Raw genomic sequence first — 22,380 nt, 5'->3', positions numbered from 1 at the left:
GAGCCTTTTTTATTTAATTACAATCTCAACCTCTTTTTTATCAAAAGCAATAGCAACTTTTATTATTCTTTCTATTCCATGGCTTTTTATTTCCGTTTCATAATTCTTTTCTTCTATTTGTTTCATTCCTTTTTCTGCGCTACTTTTTAAATCTCCATCTTTTTTATAGTATTTTTTAAATTCAAATATTATCCCTGGATTGCTTCTCTTTTTTGGAATTAATATTAAATCCGCTCTTCCATATCCTGATTCTCTATTGCTTTTTATTATATATTCCTTTTGTAATCCCACACTCAGTCCCAATATAAGTCCATGATAAAACCTTTCTGGTTCTTTTCCACTTACATCAAAATAACTTATTGTATTTTCTACTAATTCTTTAAAATTTTCTTTGAATTCTTCATAATTTTCCTCTATTAAATCTTTTAACAGTGTTTTGTATTTAAAACCTGAATCCTCTAATATGTTAACCACTGTTTTTTTAAAGAAATCAAGAGCTTCTTTGTTTGTTATTTTTAGTCTGTATTCTGCACTGTTTCCTTCCCCTATTTTGTCTATCCAGGTTAAGTATCCTGTAAATAAAAAGAGTGTCCATACGCTTTCTTCTACATTGACATTTAAATCTCCATATACCAAATTTTCATTTATTGTTGTTGTTACTGTTTCACCTTCTATTAAATCATAAATCTTTGATTTTATTTCTGCACTTCCTTTGGCTATTAAATCTTTTATTAACTTATTCCCGCTGGTGTTTATCCAGTAATTCTTTATTTCCTTTTCAAAGATTAAATTCATTATTGAATATGGATTGTATATTTCAAATCCTCCAAAATTAAATCCATTATACCATTCTATTATCTTTTCTTCTTCGTATTCCATTCCATAATATTTCAAAGCTTCATGTAATTCTTCTTTTGTCATTCCGAATTTGTCATTAAATAATCTGCTTAATACAGTTGAAATTTGGAGGTTATTTACTCCTGTAAATATACTCTCTTTTGCCACTCTTGTTATTCCTGTTAATACAGCTTTTTCTAAATACTCATTATCTTTTAATGCATTTCCAAGTATATTTCCTATAAAATCTATTAGCTCATCATAATATCCATTTAGATATGATTGTTGTATCGGTGTATCGTATTCGTCTATTAATAATATTACCTTTTTACCATGATATATATATAAATATTCTGTTAGATTTTTTATTCCATCTTCGAAAACAGCGTCTTCTGCAGTTTTATCTAATATACCTATAATTCTTTTTTTATCCCATTGTGTTATTTTATCAGTATTAAGTAGATATACATACTTTGTGTATAATTTTGATATTAACTCTCTTATTCCGTTTTTCATATCTTCATATTTTTTCTTTTTTAAGCCTTTAAAACTAATAAATATAACAGGATACTTGTTTAAATACTTTTCTATTATTTTCTTTTCATTCCAGATTTTTAAATCTTTAAATAAACTCTCACTGTTTTTTTTCATTGAAAAGAAATGTTCTAACATGCTCATATTTAATGTTTTTCCAAATCTCCTTGGTCGAGTGATTAATATTACTCTTCCAGCTGATAATATATCCTTTATGAGCATACTTTTATCTATGAAATACATATTGTTTTCCATTATGGTTTTAAAGTTGCTTTCTCCCAGAGGAAGACTTTTTAATTCCTTCATTTTTTCACCCCCATGGTGTTATTATACCATATACAAAAACTCCTGCATTTTTCAATGCAGGAGTTTTTTGTCTCTTTTAGAGAGTGGTGATATTCGGATAATAAAAAATTACAGAATACAATTAGAAAAGATTTATCGGAGTTTCTATCTCTTTCAGAGAGTAGTGATATTCGGATAAAGAAGTAGAAAAGTATTTTAACGAGGGGATTACACGTCCGTTTCTATCTCTTTCAGAGAGTAGTGATATTCGGATTACGATGGAAGTTTTGATAAAAAGTTTCAAATCAGTGAGGTGTTTCTATCTCTTTCAGAGAGTAGTGATATTCGGATATTTTTATATGGGATGACGTTGTCATCCCAGAAGATTACCAGTTTCTATCTCTTTCAGAGAGTAGTGATATTCGGATGAATCAATTAATAGTTTATATGATGGGAGTTTTGACGAAAAAGTTTCTATCTCTTTCAGAGAGTAGTGATATTCGGATAGCTGGTTTCTAGAATGGTTATTATTAGCGTTTTTTAGAAGGTGATTTTTCGAACCTGTTTTTTAATTTTGAAATTTTCAGCATTTTTTCGAATAAAATCTCTATAATCTGCTTTTTATCTATATTCGTACCTGTTTTTCAGTTTTCCTTTGTTTAAGCCGCTTTCAGAGATTTTGTGTTTTTGGATTTAGGTCCGTATACGAACTATTTCTATTATAACATTCTAAAATCCTTTTGTCAAGTGATTTTTGAAAAGTGTTACAAAATTATAAACCTCTGCGAACCTCATAGATATGTTTTAGTTTATTTATGCGTATTTTATAGTTTTGTTATTTTTGCGAATATCTTTCTTTTGTTTTTCTTTTATATTTAGTTTATTTATAAATTTCTTATTTCCGAGTATTGCTGTTTTTTTTATCCATTCTTTATTATTGCTTATATTTCCTTGTGCATTGTAATAATCTCATATGCTTCCATTATTATTTTCATCCCCCATTCTCCTTTCGACGAGTTATATTTCTATTTTACTACTCATCATAAGCTTTTTCTTCCTTAGAGGGGTCAATTTGTTTTACCATATACACACTTTTTATTCTTTTCTACTTTAACCTTTACAATTAATTTCAGGGGTCTTATATTTTCTTGAAATTAATTTTGTGATGTGTTAAAATAGAAATGTATAATTTAATTCAAGATTAATTAGAATATATTTATATTATTAATATATCATTGATTGGTTGAAGATGTTAATTTTTAATAAATAGGAGGGAAAAAATGAACATTCTAGAATTTGAGTTACTTACAACATCGCCCATGTTTGCAAGTAGAGACGGAAAAACATTTTCTTTAACTCCGCAAAGCGTAAGAGGAGTAATGAGATTCTGGTTTAGAGCTGTTGTTCCAAGAGTAATAGATATTCATTATTATAACGGTGAAAGAAAACCATATATAGGATTAAAAAAAGCAGAAGAATTAATATTTGGTTCAACAGAAAGAAAATCAAGTTTTGATGTGATAGTTGATTTAATATCGCCTACTAATATTACAAACAATCACGATTATTTTACTTTTGCAAGAATAAATAAAAGAAACAGAAAAATAAATTACATTTATGGAATTTATGGTGTAGAAGAGAGAGAATTTTTAAAAGAAAAATCAAAATTAAATATAACTTTTATCATAAAAAAGCAACCAGATAAATTATTAAATATCATAATAAATTTAATGAACTTAATTTCTTTAGTAAGCGGGTTTGGTGCAAAAACAAGAAAAGGTTTTGGAAGCTTTAAAATAGAGTTAATAAAAACGAATAAAGAAAATTCATCAGAAATTAAAAACAGTGTAAAAAATATTTTAAATGAATTAGATGAAAATTTGAAACGATATTTTAGCTCTATATCCGATACTCATTTCAAGTATTCTCAAACAGAATTTTTAGATATACCTGAATTTCCTGTATTATTATCAGATCCCAAAACTTATAGAGTCGTTTCGACAAAAAAATCTCCAATCAAGAATTTTTCTGATATCTATAAAAAACTCTATGCAACTGAAATGCAAGAATCTAAAAAAGGAGTTTATATAAAAGTTAAAAAGAAACTAAGAACTTTGAATAACACTGATTCTTTTACAAATGCTTTAAGAGAAGTTGAAGCATCTTCAAAAAATACAATTGAAAGTAATATTATTTTTTATCAGGCATTAATGGGATTACCTATAAATTATAAATATAATATTACCTCTAAAAAATTGCGTAATTATAAAGGTAATGAATACACTTTAACAAACGGTGAAAGAAAAGCTTCACCATTTTTCTTCTCGTTTCATTTAAATGAAAAAAATGAATATTATGTAAGAATATTAATGATAACAAGTAAAATTTCTTTAAATAACAAAATATATTTCGAAGGAAGAAGAAATAAATTAATAACTGAGAGTCCAGAAAGTTTTGAAATATATAATCAAGCAATGGATATATTTAAAAAGGAAGTTGAAAAAAAATTAACGAATAAGGGGGAGAAAAAGTGAATTGGGAGAAAAAAATTATAGCGCTTTTGCATGATCCGATAGAAAAAGCGTTAAATCTTGAAAAACATGAAAATATTGCAAATAGAAGATTAAATAAATTGGGAACATATTTAAAAGATGATTATAAAAATCCCGATTATCTTTCAAGTGCTGCAGATAGAATATTATTTCCAAAAGAAAAAGAACATTTCAGTAAAAGAATCAGCATAAATATATACCATTATCCAGAATATTTACATCCATTAAATGGTGAAAAATTAGAAGATTATTTTAAAAATGATTTTAAACAAAAAATTGATAAACTTAATTCGGAAAAAATAACTGATAAATTAGAAAAATTAGAAGATTTCAAAAAAACATATTATAAAACATGGTGGGAACTTCCAGAACAAACTGAATTATCATTTATGTTACCTGGAGATACAAGAATCCCAAGTCATTCGATAATTGATCATCTTGATAGTGCTTCTGCAATGAGTGTTAGCAATAAAATGTCTTTATTATTAGTATCTATAGGACCTGTTCAAGAGTTCATAGCGGCTGCAAGAAAAACTATAGATTTAAAAGTTGGAAGTTATATGTTATCCTATTTAACCTTCCAAGGAATAAAAGTAATAGGTGAAGAGTATGGATATGACAATGTAATATTCCCATACATGAGAGGCAATTATTTTGTGAAAAAAGAATTCGAAAAAATCGGTATATTCGTTGAAACATCTGCTGATCCTGGCGTTGCTTCACTTCCTAATATTTTCACTGCCATTGTTCCAACAAAAGATCTAGAAAAAATAAAGAGCAAAATCAAAAAAGCAATAAAAGATGAAATGTCAAATATAAGTCAATTTATAAAAATATATATTGAAGATTTAATTCAATCAGAAAAAAAATATAAAGAAACAATTTTTCAAAAACTTGAAGCATTCAAAAACTGGGATAAACAAATTTCTCAATTCCCAATAATAATTACAGTTGATCAAGAAATTAATAACATTGAAAAATATATTGAAAAACATTATATTTATACAGAAGATGAAAATATTAAAAAATTATATCAAAAAATGAAACAACTTGAATCAACATATCAAATGAAAGATATAGCTTTTTATGGAATGTATAGTGAATTATTGGGTATAAAAAGTTCTCTAAGAAAAACTACACGTGATTTTATTCAACTATTTGAAGATGATGTTGTAAATGGGGACGATTTAAGCGGAGCAAATAAAGCAGTAATCGAAATCATAGACAAAGATGAAAAAAAGGAAAGATTATCGGCACTTTCAGCAATAAAGAGATTATTTGTTGAATATCTAAATGAAATTGGATACAAAGAAGCTTATGAAAAATTAAAATATGTAAAATCAACTGAAGAAATAGCAGGAAAATATAAACTTGCAGTATTATTGATGGATGGAGATAATATGGGAAAATGGATATCGGGAACATTAGCTCCATCATTTAAAAAAAGACTACATTCAAAAGTTATAAAAGAATTAGAAAGAGAAGACAAAGAATACACAAAACTATTGGAAAATATAAATCTTGTAACTCCATCATATCAGAGGATGATTAGTAGAACTTTAAATAATTTTTCAAATTTTGTACCAAAAGTGGTGGAAGAATTTGATGGATTATTAATATATGCTGGCGGAGATGATGTGCTAGCTCTTTTCCCTTCTAATAAAGTTTTTGATGCTGCTAATAAATTGAGAAAAGTTTATTCTGGAATTGGTGAAGAAAAAGTTGGAGAATATGTATTCAAAAATGGCTGGTGCTATAAAAAAGAAAAAAATCTGGAATATCCTGTATTTAATATGATGGGAAAACAGGCAACAATGAGTGCTGGAATTGTTATATCGAAACATAATTTTAATTTAAAACTTGCACTTAACAAGGCTCGAGAAATGGAAAAACTTGCTAAATCTAATGAAGAAAAAAGTGGTAGAAAAAAAGATAGTTTTGCAATAGCTACAATAAGAAGAAGCGGACAAATAAATATATCAAAAAGTTTTTGGGAATTGAATAGATTTGATATTCTTTTAAAAGGTTTAGAATTTATAAAAGATTTTGAAAAAGAAAAATCCATTAAAAATATAATTTTACGTTTAAAATCTGAATATATAAATTATTGTTTTGATGAATTTGGAAACGAAATTTTAACCATTGAAGATTTTAAAAATAATATTATACCATTTCTTGAAAAAAGAATGGAAATAAAAAAAGATAAATTAAAAAATTCATTTGTAAAATTAATTACACTTAATGAAAGATTCCTTACTGGAAATAAATTAATGGAATATTTCAATACCCTTGAAAATATAGAATATGCAAGAAGGGAGAATATATATGAAAAAAATTAAAACATTGTTTATTAAACCAGTGGATTGGGTTGGTTTTAGAAAATCAAAAACTTTTTCTCACGCTGAGGAAACAATATTTCCTAATCCAAAAACATTTTATGGTGCAATAATGACAGCATATATGAGAAAGAAAAATTTAACCCAGGAAGAAATAGAACAAATAATAAAAGATAAAAAACTGAAAATTATAGGTCCATTTTTAACCGATAGTGAAAGTAACATATACTTTAGAATGCCTGCAATAATAAAACAAAATGATATCACAAAAGAATTTTATAAAGGCGAAATAGATGAAACATTTACTTTTAATTTAAACGGTAAAGAATTATATGGGATAAAATATAAGAGTATGAGAAATTTAAAAGAGCCTGAAAAAACGTATATTTCATTAAATGAATTAGAAGAACTAAAAAAAGGAAATTTAAAAATTTCCAATGATAATTCTGAGATATATTTTAAAGAAGAAAAAATAGGAATTGCTCTTGAAAATAGAAAAGCAATGGAGGGTATGCTATATTCATATTCATATTTTAGATTTATAGACGATGCAGGATTTGCTTTTTTTATAGAGCGAGATGAATTAAATATATTAAATGAAATTGAAATAATTACTCTTGGTACAAAAGGAAAAATGGCAAAAATTGAAATAAAAGAGATAGAAACTTCTATCTTTGACCCAATAATTGATACTCAAAAAGGTTTATTGTTACTAACTCCAGCATACTTTGAAGATGGAGTAAAACCTATATTTGATAGTAATATTATAGCTATTGCCAATTATAAACCTGAAACAATTGGATACTGGGATCTTAAAAATAATCATCCTGGTGAACAATTTAAAGTGGTTCCTTCGGGAAGTGTTTATGTAATAAAAGGTGATTTTGAAAAAGAAAATTATAAAATAAATTTTACTGATAAATATGATGAATATAATTTTGGAAAATATATTGAAATAAAAATTTAAGGGGGTTATTAACTTGAGTGGAAAAGTTGGATTTTTATATGCAGTAACACAAATTCATGCAGGTAAAGGAATGGATGTTGGAGTTGTAGATCAACCAATACAAAGGGAGGTACATACTGGATTCCCAATAATAGCAGGAATAAAAGGAGCAATAAGAAATGAATTATCTTTCAATAAAGAAGAAGAAATATTTGGTTCTAAACCAGGTAATAACAATAAAGAATCAAAACCAGGTAATATAACTTTCTCAGAAGCCAAAATATTATTTTTCCCATTAAGAAGTATAAATAGAGGTTTAGTATGGATAACATGTCCAATGGTATTATCCAGATTAAAAACCGCTTTTGAAATTTCAGGGAATACTGAAATGGCGTCAAAAATAAATAAATTTCTCAAAACAATAAAAAATAAAAAAGAATATTCAACATTTAAAAGTACTGTTGTTAATGTGGAAGAATATGCTATAGAAACCGAAGAATCTAACGAATTAAAAGAACTAATGAAAGAATTAAAAAAAGTATCTCCTGATGAATATTTACAAAAAGTATTAGAAGAAAATGTTATTGTATTAAAAGATGAAGATTTCTCTTTTTTTGTTAGAAACGCTACAGAAGTATTACCAAGAATTAGAATAAATCCTGATACTGGTACAGTAGCAGAAGGTGCATTATGGTATGAAGAATATTTACCCCAAGACACTGTAATGTTCTTTTTAATAAAATCGCTAAAAAATAGCGAAGAATTGCTTAACGAAGTAGAAAAGAATTTAGATAAAGAATACATAAATATTGGTGGAAAGGCCTCTGTTGGAAAAGGTTTTTCATATATAAAATTAATGTGAGGTGAAAATGTGAAAAGAGAAAACAGCACAAAATTATTAGCAAAAAAATTTGTTATTCAGAAAATAAATAAAAAATATAAAGATGATTATAGATCTTTGATAAAAGGGCTTGGTTCAATGATAATACAAAACGGGTTATATGGAACCCTTGTATTTTTAAAAGCAAAAAACAAAGATCATCATAAAGCTGTATTTAATGATATTGAACAATATCTTAAAGAAAAAGGGTTGTTTAAGGGAGAGGATTTGCTTACATTTCTTGAAAATACAGAAGAACTTTCTACTATACAGGAAAAAGTGTTAGAATTTACAAATTGGTATAGGAGATATGTTGATATATTTATTCAAACAGGTGGTGAATAAACTTGAAGTATTATACCAATTATAAACCAGAAAATTTAAAAAACGCGAGTTTGTATTATGATAAATTTGTATACCATGAAGCAAATCCAGAAGATCTAAAAAAAATAAAAGATGATTATAAAGATATATTAATAAATTTGGATAAAAATATAATAAAAAAGAATATAGAGATTATAAAAAATATAAGAATTCAAATGATAAATAAAATAAAAAAACATTATAACGTTAAAACTTATATAGTAAAAAATAAAACACCATTTTTAATAGGAGCAGGAATTCCTTCAATAGATGAAATAGGATTTTATTGGAGTAGAAATTATGGACTTCCAATAATTCCAGGTACGTCAATAAAGGGAGCTTTTAGAAAATATATCGAATCAAATAATGATTTAAAAAGTATTATAGATGTAGTTTTTGGAAATGCTGAGAAAAAAGGATATATTGATTTTTTAGATGCAATACCTATTAATACTATAAAATTAAATATTGACTATCAAACACCACATTTTCAGGAATATTATATGAATAATCAACCTCCAAATGATGTATATAATCCCATTCCATTGAATTATTTAAATGTTTCTAATGGAACTTTTAGAATAGATTTATTAATTTCTGCAGATTCCAATGAAGTTATAAATATTATAAACATTCATTTTAAATACTTTTTAGAATATTTTGGAATTGGTGCAAAAACTTCTATGGGATATGGAAGATTTAAAATTCAAGAATTAAGTAATTTTGATAGAAGGTGATACTATTTTTTATAGTATAGTCATAGAATTAAAAGCATTAGAAAGTGGGGTTATCCCCACTTTTCCTGGTAAAAAGATACATGGCCTTTTTTTTAATATATTAAAAGATGTTGATAAAGAAATTTCTTATAAACTCCATGAAGACAAAAATTATAAACCTTTTACAGTTTCCTCTTTTCTTGGGAAAAAAATTGATGAGCCAGTAACTATTTTAAAAGGAAAAAGATATTATATAAGAATGACATTTTTAGAAGAAAAAATTTTTATCTTATTTACAACAAAAATATTTAAAAATAAAATTTTCAAAGAAAAAATAAATATTGAAGATATTTCATTTTCAATAATCAGGATAATTTTTGATAAGGAACACAGTAAATGGGCTAATTTATTAACTATTGATGATTTGCTAAAAGAAAATTATGATAATAAAATTTCTCTTATTTTTATTACTCCGACACTGTTTAAAACTGGAGACAAACATTTAAGATATCCGGATCCGGAAAAAATATTTAATAGCTTATTAATAAAATTCAATAAATATAGTCCTTATAAACTCAATGAAAAAGTAAAAGAAAAATTTAATACTATTAAAATAATTCAAAGAAAAACTCATTTAAAATACATATATTTTCCAAATTTTTATTTACAGGGATTTACAGGTAATGTAGTTTTTGAAATTCCTGAAGATAATTATGAATTAAAAAAGACAGCAAATATTTTATCTGATTTTGCATTTTATGCCGGAGTGGGGTATAAAACCACCATGGGATTAGGTCAAACACGAAGGGAGGAACCAGTTAATGTATAGTAATATTGTTCTTACAGGGGGAAAATCAATTTTAGGCAAATTTAATTTATTAGGAAAATTTATTGAAGATAATAATATCGAACACGTTAAAAATTTAAAAAGTGAAGATGTTGAAAAATGGATAGAAAAAGTAAAAGTCGCCTTTCAAAACTCAAAAAGTGATCCTAAAAAAGTTAGTGTTGAATATTCTTTAGTACATACTTTAAAAGAAATGAATAAATTAGCAAATAATCCTGATATATCCATTATTCATACAAACACTAAAGAAGGTATTATCTCTGCAAAATTAAATGAATATATATTTAGAAAAGATTTTAATGCAAATGTGATTTTAAAAGGTGTAGATTTTGATATAAATGATAGAATAAAATTAAATAAACAATATGGTGAATTTATGGATATTCTTGTAACTGAATTACAAAAAGGAAATATTTATAACACCTTTTTCTCGCCAACACCTGGATATAAAGTTATGTCTTATTTAGGATATGTAGCTGGTTCATTTTATGGTTATAAAATGGGATATTTATATGAAGAAGGTTCTGTATTTCAGGAAGTTCCTCCAATCCCTATAAAGTTTGATATTGAAGAATCTATAGATTATTTATACTTAATAAAAGAAATTCAGGAATCAGAAATTAAATATAATTCTTTATCAAAAATGGAACAAGAGTTTATTGATAATCATACATACTTTTTTGATACCATTGATGGAGTAGTTGTTTTAAATGCCTTTGGATTATTTTTATTTAAAAATATTCTTACAACTGAAATATTTATTTCAGATGAATTAAAAGAAATGTGGGATAAACTTGATAATGATAAAAGAAAATTTGTAAAAACTCAAATTTTTGAGCTTATACGAAAAATAAAATTATTTAAAAGTAATAACAATTCTTATAAAGGAGAATTAATGCATAACAAATCCTGGGAAGGAAAAAGATTTAATAAACCTTATTTATATAAATCAATTACCGGAAATATTTTTAGAGCTGTTTGGGATACAGATGAAAATAAATTAAATTTATACTATATATGGTTAGATCATGATAAATATGAAAGAGAATATGAGAAAATAATGCAAAAATATCAAGACTATAAATGCAAAAATCTATTAGAACTTATATAGGAGGTAATTTATGGAAAAAATATTATTATTATCTTTTCTTGGAAAAGGAAGATATAATGAATCATTATATTATAGATTAGAAGCTGAAAACAAAAAAGCTAAAAGTTATTTAAGCCCTTTAGCTAATGCATATTTAGAAAAAGAAAGAGGAAATGATGTTGAAATAAAATTCTTTATAACAAAAGAAGTTAAAGAAAATTTTCTGGAAAATCCTAATAGCGAACATGGTCAAAATATAAATAATGAAATAAATAATCTGCATCAAAAAGGAATAAGTGTAACCTTTGAAAATATTCCAGAAGGAAGGAATTATAATGAACTCGAAGAAATAATTTCAATTATAAAAAAGTCAATAAGTGAATTTTCGGAAAAAGAAATTATTTTTGATTTAACTCATGGTCTTAGGCATATATCAACCTTTACCACTGGAGTAATTTTTTATTTAAAAAATTTACAGCAGGATTTTGAAGAAAAAAATATTATATTATATTATGGTGCTTATGATATAAGAAAGGAATTTAAAAACAAACCTCCAGAAGTACCGATTCTTAATATTTCATCGACATTAGAACTTTCAAACTTAACCCTTGCTTTGGAGGAATTTAAAGAATATGGAATTACAAAAAGAATAGAAAAAGCTTTAAGAAATATCCAGAAATTAGTTGCAACAAATAAATTATGTAATGTGAATAAATTGAAATTTTCTTCTCTTTCTACTGAGTTATCTAATTTTAATAATATTATAAAAATTCCAGCATCACCTGAAAAAATTATAAATTCTATACTAAAAATAAAGGAAATTTTGGATAATAGCATTATAGAATTTAGAAATTGTTCAAAAAGCACAGAAAAGTTATTTTTCATAGAACCTATTAATTATTTTTTGGCCACTCTTAGAAAAATTATCGTGGAAGATTTATTTTATAATATCGATTCAATAAAAAATGATAATACATTAACCAGGGAAAAAATTATATTTATGGCAAATTTCATAAAATTATTATTAAAATGGGAAATGTATTCAGAAGCAATGATTCAGATTAGAGAACTTTTAATTGATTTACATCTATTAGCAAAAGGGCAAATATTATACTATGATGATAAAGAAAAAAGAGAAAGAATATTTTGGGAAGATTCTTTAAAAAGAAATGAAATTGCAGAAAGATTGGATAAACTAACTAAAAATATTATAGACACAAGAAATAAAATTGCACATGCCGGAAGAGGCACTGATGACTTCAAAAAAGAGAACTTAAAAAAATTATTGTTGTCGTATGTAAGAGAAATTGAAGAATTATCAAATAATATAGAGTTATTTGAGAAAAAAGAAGCTACCTTAAAGAGAAAAGTTTACTTACTAAATTCCATAATAATTCCACTTTCAAAAGATAGTGAAACAGGAAACTTTGATATAGAAAAAATTACAAAAGAAAAGTTTTATAATTTTTTAAAAAACGCTCTGAATGAACAGACTTTGGACTCTGCAATAGGTCACGATTCAATAAAACATTTTATAAAAGAACAGTTTGATTTGGATATTCCTCTGGAAAGAAAAGAAATTTATTTTGCTCCTGGGGAAGAGGCTATTGTAATAAAATTAGAAAAAAGGCCTGAAGAAGGAAAAATCTATACAAAGGAAGAAATGGACTATATGGAAGAAAACAATTTAATTGGATACTATTATATAAAAAGAAAATTTTAAAAATTAGAGAATTGTGTATGAAAATTACGATACGAATGGTTGGAAAGAAATATAAAATAAACTACAAAATTTATCAATAAATTTTATTATTCAAAATCCCTATATGTTCTGTGATTTAGAATGTATAGGGATTTATTTGATTAAACGACAAATTATAAATTTACAAAAAAGTTGCTTGATATTAGTTATCATATATGATAGCATAAAGAGTATGATAAAATGAGTATATGGTCTTTAAAGAAATCTATTAAGACAATAAAATGAAAAGTTATAAAGATTTAATGCAAGAACTTTTAGAAGACGAAAAATTCAGAGAAATTCACTTTAAAAAAGAAGCTCTTCATCATTTTTTAGATGAAATTGTAAAAGATGAAAAGAAAAAAGGCAAATTTATAGAAGCCCTGAATCTATTATAAAAATAAAGATAGTATAGAAGAAATACAGCAAAAGTCGGAATAAAACCAATTACGTTACCCTTATTAAAATAACCCCTGAAAATCAGGGGTTATTTTAATAAGGTATATATAATTTCCACTCATAATCAGTTAAAGCTACTTTATTTGCTATATGCAAAGGATATGGAAGCTTATAATTTGTATATGGTGTGGAATGAGCAACTCTCGTTAGTAAATATATTTGTTCAATTATCTCTTCAATTGTATAATCCGTATTATTTTCAAGAATTTTTACTTCAACTCCTTTTTGATTTAAAAAGGTTTTAGGATAATAGATATATGTATTTTCGTCAAGCTTTATAATCCATTCTTTCAGATCATCATATGAATTAATATTTGTATTTTTGTTAACTTCAACCAGAGTATATTTCGTATCATTATAAGAAATAAAATTCTTGATTATTTCAATATCTTCTATAAATCTTCCGTCCCTTAAAATAAATACATTTTCAGGCGAAACATTAAATTTTTCAATATATTTTTCAAATGCCTTAATATATTCTTTTTCTAAAATATCCAGATTCATTTTTTCATTTAATTCCAGATTTTTATGTTTTCCTATATACAATATATCTCCAGTATTATCAACTGCCGCAATACAAAGATTTGTTTTTCTTGCATAGGTATCGTGACTTAAATCTATTCCTATATATAAATTTTTCTCCTTATCTTCCATTTTCTTCAATATAAATGGTTTACATTCTGGAATAAAATTTCCCATTTTATAAACATAACTTTTTATGATAAACGGTTTTATATCTTCTAATTTTTCTTTTAATATAGGTTGAAGAATTAGATTATCTGGAAAATTTCTTACAAGTGGATCTATATTTCCTATATATTTATCAAGCAAAACTATAGCCATTACATTATCTTCTATTTGATTTATAAACTCTGTATTTTTTACTGTAAATTCTTCAGGATTATATAAAAATGCTGAGCTTTTAGTTTTAGAATCTCTTAAAAACTCAACCTTTGAAAATCCAAGTTCTGCTGCTGCACGATAAAAAACTGAATGTTTGTTATGGAATAATTCTTTTAAAGATTTTTGAACTTCAAAAAACTGTTTTTTTGAAGAAAAGAAGAATATTGCCTTAAGAGGTTGTTCGTTTTTATAGAAAGAATATTTGAAAACATCTTTAGCATAACGAGATTCGCCATTTTTAAATTTATATATAACATTTATAAATATTTTATATCCATCTTTCAATTGATAATTTTCATTAAGATTAGTAATTTTATTTAAGAATCCTAATGTTTTTGGTATTTTTTTAAATCCTTCAAATACTTTATTTTTATATATTTCGTGTACTTCTTTTGAAAAACCGTATTTTTCTGCATCACGAGTTGTAAAATTAAAAAGGTAATTCTCTGGATAAGCAACTTCTACTATTTGGTTATTTCCAATATCTATTTTTAAAATTCCATCCAAGCCTGAAATATATGGAAAACTTTTTCCAGATTTTATATTATATAAATATCCGCTTTTTATGGCTGATTCTAATGCAGGTTCTTTTGAAAGGAAAGTAAACTTAGGTAGTATTGATAAATAATACTCATTGGAAATATTATGTATTTTTATTTTATAAGTTAAGTGTGCATTTACATTTTCATTTGAATCTAAAGAAAACACTTCTGAATTTGAAATAAAATTATTTCCTTTTTTAAAATAAAAATCATTGTCAAGAAAAAGTTTTTTTATGTATTTGTATAGTGTCTTTACAAATAATTTTTTATCTTCTTCTTCCTTAATTATCTCTTCTTTTTCAACTTTATACTGAAAAACGTTTTTTGGTGTAATTTGAAAATCAATATCAGGTATTTCAATCCAGACAAGGTCGTTTGAATCCTGGAATTTAAAATTATTCACTCTTGAAAGATTTCTGGCAAATAATTTAGGTTCCATGTCAGGGTTGTAGAAGTAAAGTCGTTTAATTTTTTTAGGAATGTCAATTTTATACAAATTTAAATACATGCCCCTTCCCCCTCTCTCATATTATTAAAAAATCCTTGTCGTAATACTTTCCTTTATCAATGCCTATTGTGACAATATATCTTCTACTTTCTTTAGATATGGGATAAATTCTTATGGTGTCCTCATCTTTTTTTATTTGCTTTTTTAAACCTTTTATAAGTTTTTTTAATTGGTCCTGGTTTAATTCCGTTTCAAAAACACTGTATTGAACTCTAACTCCATAACTTTCAAGATATTTTACAACCTTTCTTCTTCTTTTATCATTTGTAATATCATAACTTACAACATAAAACATTTAATTCCCCACCCTATAAAATGGAATATATTCCTCTTCATCTCCAATAACAACTCTGGCATAATGCCTTGCCTGCTTTTGAAATATTGTTCTAATATAATTTGTTTCTTCGTCTAAATGATATCGCATTTTTTGAGATATCATCTCTTCGTATTTGGATATAAATTTCTTCATTCCCTCATCTGTAAAATATATAATATTTTCATCTTTTTTATTGAAATCATCTTTGCTTATTTCATTTCTATTAATTAATTTAAGTATAAAGTTGTCTATTATGATATTTCTAAATTCTTCAACCAGATCAAATAAAAGTGATTTTTTTGATATTTCTATGGTATGAAGATTGCCAAAATATGGATCTAATCCAACGATATTAATAGCTGCCATAACTTCGTTATACAAAAGATAGTATCCAAATGATAGCATGGCATTTACAGGATCTCTTGGTGGGTGCATAATGCGTTTTTCAAATTTGAAATTTTCGTTTTTTATTAATTTTTTAAATCCTTCAAAATAATATTTAGAACCAATTCCTTCAAATCCTCTTACTTCATCAATATTTTTTCCTTTATCAACTTTTTCTATAATCTTTCTAATCGAAGCAATTTCCTTGCTTAAAGTTCCTTTAGGTAAATATCTACTTCTATTAATCAAAAAATCATATGAATTTTTCAGTTTTCCTTTAACTATTGCTTTTGAAATTTTCAGTTTGAATTTTTCATCATAAGAGCGTTCGTATTGTTTTAATCTTAATAACACATTTCTGTATTCATCGGTATATAATTTTCCTCTGTATTTTCCAGTTTTCGTCATAAAAATAACTTCTATTTCATGATCAAGAAAATAGCTAATAATTGGAGTAGTAAGGGAAATATTCCCCATTAAATTAATCTTTTCAATTTTATTTAACGGAATCTCTGAAATAATAGAATTTTCTTTAGAAATAACAAGTCGTCCTTCTCTTTTAGAAAGCACAGCTCCTTGTTCTGTGATATACAAAATCATTTAAAAATCTCCTTATAATATAATTTCTATATCATCGCCAAATCTTTTTATTGTACCTATTTCGGTTCTTAACTCTTTTGAATCGCCCATCTTTTTAGCTATCATTCTTTTTAAATTTTTAATTTCTTTTTCTATTTCAAACTTTTCAGCATTTTTTTCAACAATCTTTTTAGCAATGTCATTTATGTCAATCTTATCAAGAAACATTTCTTCTATATTTTCTACAATTGCATATGGTGAATTATAATTACCCTGAAATTTACATGTGCAGTTTTCAAGACTCAACGATATATCTTTATTCAATATAATTTTCCGTATCTCTTCACAGGTTATTGGAACGCCTAAACTTTGTTTTATAATCATATCAATACGTTTTTTTGAAAAATTAATTGTTTGAGATAATTTCATTTCTATAAACTTTTTTGAATTTTCAAGATTAGCAAGTGATTTTATAAAAATCATTTCTTCCTCTTCTGTAATATATGCCTCTTTTTCTATCTTTTCGTTAATTTGTTTTAAAATATGGCATCCTTCAATCATTTGGGTAAAAATATTCTTATTACTTTTTGGCAGCGTTTTTCTAATTGAACTTTTAATTTTTTTAGATGCAGAATTTTTAGAACTGGTTGTTCTTTTTTTATATGTAACATTAAAATCATCATAATCATTTTCATTGAATATTTCTCTAAAAAGTTTATCAATTTCAGTTGCCTTATTTTCTTTTATATTATTCAGAAATTCAATTTGATTTTCAATGACATTAAAATCATTATCCACAAATAAACATTTTTTACCTGTCTTTTTATGAACACCAAGAGGCACTTTTATTAAATTCCCTAATCCACCATTTAAAGATGTTTGTTTTGGGAATATTTCAACATCGATACCTTCTTCTAATTCAATCCTATCCAAAATTTTCTCCATAATATATTTTATTTTATAAGCAGAAACAGGAATATCAAAAAATATCCATATATGATATCCTCTATTGCCAGTAAATTCAAAATAATGAATTATATTTTCCAAATTCAATTCTCTGGATAATCGTTTAGCAACTTTTTTACTATTTTCTTCATATACAAATTTATCTTCTCTATTTAAATAATGCTTTTTTATATCTATATCATATGCTGCAAATTTAACAGTATCATTCTTTTTTAAAAGATATATTCCTAAAGTTTTTTTGCCAGAAAAATGATCTTTTATATCATGAAAATTCAAAGGTCTTCTAATTGGTCTGTATCCACCTTCATATTGAATAGAAAAAACATCTTCTCTTCCTGAAAAAAGCGTCATAAAACGTTTTATTGCATTTTGAGATGGTGCTTTTAATTCGATTTTATCTGAGAGCTCTTTCACTTTAGATTCTATTCCTAATTCTTTGTATATTTTCAATGCTTTTTCAAATTTATTATTTTCTTCATAAATAATAGCAAGTTTACTCATATACTCCGAATCATTAATTTCAGAAACTATTTTTTCAAAAATTGGTTCTGCTTCTTCAAATTTTTGAAAATCAAATAATAAATTTGCATAGCGAATTAATGAATCATCATTAATTGTTAATTCATTAAATGCTTTTTTATAATATTCAATAGCTTTTTCAAAGTCAAAATCTTCTTCAGCCTTAAAAGCTAATTCTTTAAAATTCATATTATCACCAACTAAATAAATTTGAAGTATATATTATAATTTTAACATAATGAAATTATTATGTCAATATTTATAGGAGAAATTTAAAATAGTTTTTGGTGATTAAAAGATAAAAAAGCTCCTGCTTTTAATGCAGGAGCTTTCTATCTCTTTCAGAGAGTAGTGATATTCGAATAAACATCTTCAACGTGATATTGATTATACTACACTATCAAAGTTTCTATCTCTTTCAGAGAGTAGTGATATTCGGATAGTTTTTAATCGCACTGGTAGAGGTTTGTTGTTTAAAAACGGTTTCTATCTCTTTCAGAGAGTAGTGATATTCGGATGATGCAATAATCAATTTAATGGTTGAAGAAATAGATAAACGTTTCTATCTCTTTCAGAGAGTAGTGATATTCGGATACATCATGGGGTTCGCAAAAAGGCCAGAGGAGAAGTAATTCGTTTCTATCTCTTTCAGAGAGTAGTGATATTCGGATACTTCGACGGCATAACTGGCGCTGAGTTAGTGATTCAACAGTTTCTATCTCTTTCAGAGAGTAGTGATATTCGGATAGATTAAATATAATAGTTGGGAAGATGCATATCAAGCATTGTTTCTATCTCTTTCAGAGAGTAGTGATATTCGGATTTATATGATATAATTTTTTGAGGTGGCATGTTCCACCTCATGTTTCTATCTCTTTCAGAGAGTAGTGATATTCGGATGAGATAGAATAGAAGGTGAAAGGTTAGGTAGAATAATATTGTTTCTATCTCTTTCAGAGAGTAGTGATATTCGGATTGGTGTTTACAAGAGTCTTATTATAGTTATTTCAATATTTGTTTCTATCTCTTTCAGAGAGTAGTGATATTCGGATGTAAAATTTTTGTCGGTTACGATTGGGAGTATTATATACTGTTTCTATCTCTTTCAGAGAGTAGTGATATTCGGATGAGTGGGAGTATATAATATTCCCACACATTGAAAAGCTGGAAGTTTCTATCTCTTTCAGAGAGTAGTGATATTCGGATAAAAGAATAGTGGTTTAATTAAAGGTTATGTTGTTAGATATGTTTCTATCTCTTTCAGAGAGTAGTGATATTCGGATCAGAATAAAGATTGTTCTACATATTACAATTAAAAATCAAAGTTTCTATCTCTTTCAGAGAGTAGTGATATTCGGATTAAAGTACAATAAAACGCATAAAAGACAGGTAATAAATACTGTTTCTATCTCTTTCAGAGAGTAGTGATATTCGGATTATTAGGTAAAATGAAAAAACCATATGGTGTAGAATTTATTGTTTCTATCTCTTTCAGAGAGTAGTGATATTCGGATTTAAAGCAATACAAAAAAGAATTAAAAGAATTGGAAGAAGAGTTTCTATCTCTTTCAGAGAGTAGTGATATTCGGATAGAACGAAACTTAGCTCACAATTTAGCAGAAGTTGAAAAGAGTTTCTATCTCTTTCAGAGAGTAGTGATATTCGGATAGTTATGATGAAGGTAAAGACAGTCAAGATAAAGAATGTGTTTCTATCTCTTTCAGAGAGTAGTGATATTCGGATTAAAGTGGTTTTTTCTGGTTATTCTCAGAAAGGGCAACGAGTTTCTATCTCTTTCAGAGAGTAGTGATATTCGGATTTGTAAAAAGCAAGACGGGTTACAGAAAACAGCGTTACGCTGTTTCTATCTCTTTCAGAGAGTAGTGATATTCGGATTGGCAATATAAAGGTTGGTGCAAAGTATATAGAAAAGATTGTTTCTATCTCTTTCAGAGAGTAGTGATATTCGGATATAATTGGTTATTTAAAAAAGTATTAAACGTTGAATGGGATTGTTTCTATCTCTTTCAGAGAGTAGTGATATTCGGATAGCTGGTTTCTAGAATGGTTATTATTAGCGTTTTTTAGAAGGTGATTTTTCGAACCTGTTTTTTAATTTTGAAATTTTCGGCATTTTTTCGAATAAAATCTCTGTAATCCGCTTTTCATCTATATTCGTACCTGTTTTTCAGTTTTCTTTTGTTTAAGCTGCTTTCAGAGATTTTGTGTTTTTGAATTTAGGTCCGTATACGAACTATTTTTATTATAACATTCTAAAATCCTTTTGTCAAGTGGTTTTTGAAAAGTGTTACAAAATCATAAACCTCTGCGAACCTCGTAGATATGTTTTGGTTTATTTATGCGTATTTTATAATTTTGACTATTTTGCGAATATCTTTCTTTTGTTTTTCTTTTATATTTAGTTTTTTTATAAATCTTTTATTAAATGTAATTGCAACTTATATCAAAAAATCAGTTATTTTATATATAAAAAACCAGCCATCGTAAAGAGTAGATGGCTGGAAATTTTAGTTTATATGTATATTTTTATATCTTTCAGAGTTTATTACATTTTCCATTATTTCGTATGGATTTATGTCTTTTCCAGTCAATATGTATTTTAATATTACTGGATTATATCCTGATATTAATGCAGTTCCATTTTCATCGAATTTAACAGGAACATCATTTCCATAACTACTTACATTCCAGAATATTAGTTGTGGCATTGGGTATCCTGCTTTTTCGTACATTTCTTTTATTGCTTCAAAGTTTGTTTTGCTATTGTCTGATACAGCCATATCAAACTGCATATCAGATATTATGTATATTTTTTCAGGTATATCTTCTATAGTATATCCGCCTTTTTTGGCAGTTTCTAATATTAATTCAAATACTTTTATTATATTTGTATTCGCATCCCAATATGCCTGGGATAATGTCTGGACTTTTTCGTATAATGTTTCTCCTTTTATTTCCGGTAATTCAGGTTTTTCGGAGAAGGTTATAAAGTAATTTTTAAATTTCCCTTTATTTCTTTCAGCAAAGTATATTCCCAATGAAACTGCTACTGTTATTGGGATCAAACTTTCGCCACATCCGTACATTGATCCCGATGTATCCACTACTGCTATGGCATCTTCTTCAATTCCATAGTCAGGTAGATTTTTCCATAGCATTTCTGCAGTTTCATTTTCTTCCTTTAATACCATTTTTACTATATCATGGGGATATAATGTCCCTGCGTTTATTTTCTTTTTGTTATTTTTTACTTCTTCAAGATATTTTTCATATCTTTCAGCATCATGTTTATAAAATGCTCTGTGATATTTTTTCATTGCCCGGGATGGGACTATTTCATATTCAATGTTATCCCATTTGTTTTCGCTCATATCTCTTTCTACTATTTTTATATATTTTCTTAATTCAGACAACATTTTTCTATATGTTTTTGAGTCCATTTTAAAATATTTTCTGGTTATTTTGGCAAGTTTTACAGAGTGTTTAGAACTTGTGTTTTCGGACTTTAACCATTTTGCCAATAGACTTATTGGCTTGTTATCCTTATAGTTTTTTACATCTTCTATTATTTGTTTATACATAAATTCAAATGCTTCTGTTTCTACCTTTGTTCCAACAAAGGCATATAAATCGTCCCATCTTCCATATTCTGGTACATATTTTATTATCTGCACTGCTATTTCAGGGTATAGATTTCCTAACTTTTTTAATATATGTCTAAATGTTCTTCTTACTCCCTGACCGCCTCTTACATCCCTTGAGTAAAATAATATTTTTATAGCTTTTTCTTTATCTTCTGCAAATGCATTAAGGAATAATTCTTCAAATCTTTTTGGCTGGTTCATTAAAATCCCACATCTGTAAAAGAAATCAACTAAACTATTTCCGCTATTTTTTAAACTCAATGCTCCATTTCCTGTGTAATATACGTTTCCTTCTTCTTTTAATGCTTCCATGAAATTTTTATTCATACTATTCCCTCCTCCACAATTTTTAGTATTAAGCTAATTTTCCGGATTTAAAAATACATTGTAGTTTTATTTGCTGTTGAAAGTC

General features: G+C 26.2%; 16 protein-coding genes and 2 CRISPR repeat arrays. Of the genes, 10 read left to right on the top strand and 6 right to left on the bottom strand.

Going from position 1 to position 22,380, the window contains the following annotated elements:
- Positions 1–9 precede the first annotated feature (9 nt).
- A complete protein-coding gene (locus tag MARPI_RS02035; RefSeq protein ID WP_014295931.1) occupies positions 10–1,677 on the bottom strand; it encodes an AAA family ATPase in 1,668 nt (555 codons plus the stop codon).
- Between the two features lie 63 nt (positions 1,678–1,740).
- A CRISPR array of direct repeats spans positions 1,741–2,162; the repeat unit is 36 nt; unit sequence GTTTCTATCTCTTTCAGAGAGTAGTGATATTCGGAT.
- A 774-nt stretch (positions 2,163–2,936) separates the two neighbouring features.
- Between MARPI_RS02035 and cmr1 the strand changes: the two genes are divergently transcribed.
- From cmr1 to MARPI_RS11065, 10 genes are all read left to right on the top strand, one after another.
- Entirely contained in the window at positions 2,937–4,190 is a 1,254-nt protein-coding gene (cmr1, locus tag MARPI_RS10595; protein WP_014295930.1) for a type III-B CRISPR module RAMP protein Cmr1, read from the top strand.
- On the top strand, positions 4,187–6,547 hold the full coding sequence (gene cas10, locus MARPI_RS02025) for a type III-B CRISPR-associated protein Cas10/Cmr2 (RefSeq protein WP_014295929.1): 2,361 nt from the start codon (positions 4,187–4,189) through the stop codon (positions 6,545–6,547). Before cmr1 ends, cas10 begins: the two co-directional genes overlap by 4 nt.
- Positions 6,534–7,511 (top strand): type III-B CRISPR module-associated protein Cmr3, encoded by a 978-nt coding sequence (gene cmr3, locus MARPI_RS02020; protein ID WP_014295928.1) that lies wholly within the window; start codon positions 6,534–6,536, stop codon positions 7,509–7,511. Before cas10 ends, cmr3 begins: the two co-directional genes overlap by 14 nt.
- Positions 7,512–7,524: 13 nt before the next feature.
- Complete coding sequence (gene cmr4 / locus MARPI_RS02015; RefSeq protein WP_014295927.1) at positions 7,525–8,352, top strand: type III-B CRISPR module RAMP protein Cmr4; 828 nt, start codon at positions 7,525–7,527, stop codon at positions 8,350–8,352.
- Between the two features lie 9 nt (positions 8,353–8,361).
- On the top strand, positions 8,362–8,715 hold the full coding sequence (gene cmr5, locus MARPI_RS02010; RefSeq protein ID WP_014295926.1) for a type III-B CRISPR module-associated protein Cmr5: 354 nt from the start codon (positions 8,362–8,364) through the stop codon (positions 8,713–8,715).
- Between the two features lie 2 nt (positions 8,716–8,717).
- Positions 8,718–9,470: a type III-B CRISPR module RAMP protein Cmr6 gene (cmr6, locus tag MARPI_RS02005; protein WP_014295925.1), complete on the top strand. Its 753-nt coding sequence runs from the start codon at positions 8,718–8,720 to the stop codon at positions 9,468–9,470.
- Positions 9,457–10,278, top strand: a complete 822-nt coding sequence (cas6, locus tag MARPI_RS02000; protein ID WP_014295924.1) for a CRISPR-associated endoribonuclease Cas6 — start codon at positions 9,457–9,459, stop codon at positions 10,276–10,278. Before cmr6 ends, cas6 begins: the two co-directional genes overlap by 14 nt.
- Positions 10,271–11,407 carry a CRISPR-associated protein gene (locus MARPI_RS01995; protein ID WP_014295923.1) on the top strand — a complete coding sequence of 379 codons (1,137 nt, stop codon included), beginning with the start codon at positions 10,271–10,273 and terminating at the stop codon, positions 11,405–11,407. Before cas6 ends, MARPI_RS01995 begins: the two co-directional genes overlap by 8 nt.
- 10 nt (positions 11,408–11,417) lie before the next feature.
- The gene (locus MARPI_RS01990) at positions 11,418–13,109 is read left to right on the top strand and encodes an STIV orfB116 family protein (protein WP_014295922.1); all 1,692 of its coding nucleotides are present in this window, start codon (positions 11,418–11,420) and stop codon (positions 13,107–13,109) included.
- A gap of 260 nt (positions 13,110–13,369) precedes the next feature.
- A complete protein-coding gene (locus MARPI_RS11065) occupies positions 13,370–13,525 on the top strand; it encodes a hypothetical protein (RefSeq protein ID WP_156865381.1) in 156 nt (51 codons plus the stop codon).
- Between the two features lie 94 nt (positions 13,526–13,619).
- Here the strand turns inward: MARPI_RS11065 and ago are convergent, their stop codons facing one another.
- The 5 genes from ago to MARPI_RS01965 form a co-directional block, all read right to left on the bottom strand.
- Positions 13,620–15,539 (bottom strand): protein argonaute, encoded by a 1,920-nt coding sequence (gene ago / locus MARPI_RS01985; RefSeq protein ID WP_014295921.1) that lies wholly within the window; start codon positions 15,537–15,539, stop codon positions 13,620–13,622.
- A 16-nt stretch (positions 15,540–15,555) separates the two neighbouring features.
- Entirely contained in the window at positions 15,556–15,834 is a 279-nt protein-coding gene (gene cas2 / locus MARPI_RS01980) for a CRISPR-associated endonuclease Cas2 (RefSeq protein WP_014295920.1), read from the bottom strand.
- Positions 15,835–16,839, bottom strand: coding sequence for a CRISPR-associated endonuclease Cas1 (cas1, locus tag MARPI_RS01975; protein ID WP_014295919.1), 1,005 nt, complete (start codon positions 16,837–16,839; stop codon positions 15,835–15,837). It lies immediately after the preceding gene.
- 12 nt (positions 16,840–16,851) lie between these two features.
- Positions 16,852–18,492 carry a CRISPR-associated primase-polymerase type A1 gene (locus MARPI_RS01970; RefSeq protein ID WP_014295918.1) on the bottom strand — a complete coding sequence of 547 codons (1,641 nt, stop codon included), beginning with the start codon at positions 18,490–18,492 and terminating at the stop codon, positions 16,852–16,854.
- Positions 18,493–18,631: 139 nt separating this feature from the next.
- A CRISPR array of direct repeats spans positions 18,632–20,353; the repeat unit is 36 nt; unit sequence GTTTCTATCTCTTTCAGAGAGTAGTGATATTCGGAT.
- A 478-nt stretch (positions 20,354–20,831) separates the two neighbouring features.
- Complete coding sequence (locus tag MARPI_RS01965; protein ID WP_014295917.1) at positions 20,832–22,295, bottom strand: DUF2828 family protein; 1,464 nt, start codon at positions 22,293–22,295, stop codon at positions 20,832–20,834.
- Between the last annotated feature and the right edge of the window lie 85 nt (positions 22,296–22,380).

It is taken from the genome of Marinitoga piezophila KA3 (assembly GCF_000255135.1).
GTDB classification, from domain to species: Bacteria; Thermotogota; Thermotogae; order Petrotogales; family Petrotogaceae; genus Marinitoga; species Marinitoga piezophila.
This window is presented reverse-complemented; position numbering and strand designations above follow the sequence as displayed.